The following is a 3,044-nucleotide window of genomic DNA, read 5'->3' as shown; positions in this document are numbered from 1 at the left end:
ACCACACCTCATCGACGGCTGCCTCATAGGAACCGGCCTGACCCTGACCAGCTGACACGATCAAGCCGACATCACACATTCAAGTTCAGTAGCGGGCGAGCCTGCGGGAAACATGCATCGTGTTGGCGCTTCAAGTCGTAGCCATGGGAAGGTCCCGCCGCGAGCAGGCTCAGGAGGGCATGACGGGTACTCATGGAACGACTGTACGGCTAATACATGTTGTAGCCGCCTAGCTCCGGCGAACGGAGCGCGCGACCTAACTTAGCCTTGATCCACCGACGTGGTTTGGGGAGTGATCTTGTGACCGGTTTCGAGCCGGTTTCAGGTCGGCGGTTGGGCGTGGGCAGGTTGTAGCCGCTGGTCTGCCCAGCTTTTCCACGGGTTCGGTTCCGGTTGGGCCCTGGCGGCGGGCGGGTCGGGTAGGGGCTGTTCGTGTCAGCCGGGTGGGCCGTGGACGGTGTCGAAGAGGTGTGTCCAGGCGTGCTGCCAGGGCCAGTTGTGCGGTAGGTGCAGGGTGAGGCGCCGGGCGGAGCGGGCGATCCGCGCCGGGACCTGGACCAGGTGGGCGCGGAGGGTGGCGGTGGTGGCCTTGGCGTGGAAGGCGGAGGTCAGGGAGCCGGTGGCCCGCAGCAGGTTGTAGGTCATGGCCCACAGGGTGAGCCAGGCGGCGTTGGCGTGGAAGTGTGCCGACGGCAGGTGGGCCAGGGCTGAGGCTTTGCTGTCCGCGATGACCTGCTCGACCACGGCGTGGTGGCGGTGTTCCCGCTCGGCCTGCAGCGTTGCGGCGGGCTGGTCGGTGAAGAAGGGGTGGTAGCGCCAGACGGGAAACAGCTCGCCCTGTCCACCCGCAACGGCGGGTTTGGCCAGGTCACGGACCCGGCGCACGATCAGCCGGGCGGTGACCTGGTCACTCTTTTTGCGGCTCGCGAACGCGGTGTATTGGGGTATCTCGGCGACTTCGGCGTCCGAGATGAGTTCCCCCGTCTGGGGGTCGGGCACTGCGGTCGGGTAACTGATTTGCTGCCAGGCATCGTTGGGGACGCCGAGGACGGCCCGCTTGATGGAGGGGTTCATCCCGGTGGTGATCGAGAAGTGGGCGCCGGCCCGGCGGCATGCGGCGATCACCCCGGCGTTGTAGAACTGCGAGTCGGCCCGCAGGATACGCATGCCGGTGCAGCCGGCCTCGCGGGCGGTGGCCAGGGCCTCGCTCACGAATTTCGGGGCGCCTCTGGAGTCTGCTGCCTTGCCGCGTCGCATCCGTACTCCAGCGATCACCGGCCTCGATTGTGGGGTGCAGACCGTGGCGAGCAGCGGGTGCAGGGTGCGGATGCCCTTGAACCGGCCGTACTCGGCGCCCTGCTTGGTCCGGCCGTAGACCCGCTTGTGGGTGGAGTCGACATCGATGAACGCCAGCTCGTCCGAGCCCGGCAGCAAGGGGGTGTGCGCGGCCAGTGCGGCCAGGAACCGGCGGTGGACAGCGTGGAGTTGAAGGGCATGACCGTGGGTGAACGCGCGAAGGAAGGTGCCCAGCGTGGACGGGGCACGGGCACCTGCGAACACGGCCGGCATCGCTCCGTGCCGCAGGACGTGCAGGTCGTCGATGCTGTCCGCACCCGCGGCCATGCCGCCCACAATGCTGGTGACCTTGGCGTCCGCCGCAGCCCCCGCCCCGTTCTTCGCGCCGGTCAGCTTCACCTTCTCGGCCACCAGCCGCGACAGCCCGCACCGCTCGGCCAGCCGCAGCACCGGCAACAGCCCGGCATACGCGATCAGGTTCGGGTCATCGAACGCAGCGGAGACCGCTGCCGGAGTATGGGAACTTGCATCTACGAGGTGCCTTGCTGATTGTGCGTGCTGGAAGCGTCAGAACTCCCATCATCGCAGGTCAGCAGGCACCTCTTCTTTATTGCTCATCCACAGCACGCGGGTCACTCGGTGGATCGAGGCTTAGGGCTTGCCGGGAAACAAGTCGTGGCTTCCAGCTGTGGGGCTCGTTGGTCTGGTATAAGGAGACCGGAGGGGATCGAGACCGTTCTGGCGCCCAAGTTCCACGTGTTGTTGCCGCATCTGGACGAGCGTCAGCGTCGGCTGGCCATAGGGGCGGAAGCACTGTCGCTGGGGCATGGCGGCATCAGGATCGTCGCCGCTGCAGCCGGGGTCCGGGAGGCCACGGTCTCGCGTGGGGCGGCTGAACTGGACTCCGGTCAGACGTCGTTGGGGCGGGTGGGCCATCCCGGCGGAGGACGGAAGAAGGCGGCCGGGCTGGACTCTGGGCTGCGGCCGGCACTGCTGGCGCTGATCGAGCCCGATGAGCGGGGCGACCCGATGTCGCCGCTGCGCTGGACGACGAAGTCGACCCGGAAGCTGGCGGCGGAGCTCACCCGCCAGGGGCACCGGGTCTCCGCTGACACCGTCGCCGGCCTGCTGCGGGAGGAAGGCTTCAGCCTGTAGGTCAACGCCAAGACCATCGAAGGTGCCCAGCACCCCGACAGGGATGTCCAGTTCCGCTACCTCAACGAGCAGGCACGAGATCACAGGGACGCCGGTGACCCGGTGATCAGCGTGGACAGCAAGAAGAAGGAGCTGATCGGCGACTACAGGAACGCCGGGCACGAATGGCAGCCCGCAGGACAGCCCGTGAGGGTCAAGACGCACGACTTCCCCGGCCAGGCCGAGAAGGCAATTCCATACGGAATCTACGACATGACGGCGAACACCGGCTGGGTCAGCATCGGCACCGATCATGACACGGCGGCGTTCGCCGTCGCCTCTATCCGCCGCTGGTGGGAGGCGGTCCGCTGGCACGACTACCCCGGCGCCCGCCGACTGCTGATCACCGCTGACGGTGGCGGCTCCAACGGCTACCGCACCGGCGGCTGGAAGACCCAGCTCGCCGATCTCGCCGCCGAGACCGGCCCTGAGATCACGGTGTGTCACCTGCCGCCCGGCACCCAATGCCGTTGCTTGAACTCGACAAGCAGTTCGCGGTGACGCTGGAGGGGCGGGGTCGTTGGGCCAGACATGCATCCTTGGGTGGGGTTGTC

Annotated in this window: 3 pseudogenes; 1 reads left to right on the top strand and 2 read right to left on the bottom strand. The window is 67.4% G+C overall.

The annotated features are described in order from the left end of the window. Positions 1-89 precede the first annotated feature (89 nt). Positions 90-194 (bottom strand): annotated as a pseudogene (locus ACWD04_RS33865) (PadR family transcriptional regulator); the annotation flags it as partial. A gap of 241 nt (positions 195-435) precedes the next feature. After that, positions 436-1,818 (bottom strand): annotated as a pseudogene (locus ACWD04_RS33860) (IS1380 family transposase); the annotation flags it as partial. Positions 1,819-2,004: 186 nt separating this feature from the next. On the opposite strand from ACWD04_RS33860, the pseudogene ACWD04_RS33855 reads away from it, so the two are divergent. After that, positions 2,005-2,952: pseudogene (locus tag ACWD04_RS33855) on the top strand (ISAzo13 family transposase); the annotation flags it as partial. Positions 2,953-3,044: the final 92 nt, after the last annotated feature.

It is taken from the genome of Streptomyces sp. NPDC002911, from assembly GCF_053591835.1.
Note: the sequence above shows the minus strand (reverse complement) of the source record. Positions and strands in the feature narration are given on the sequence as shown.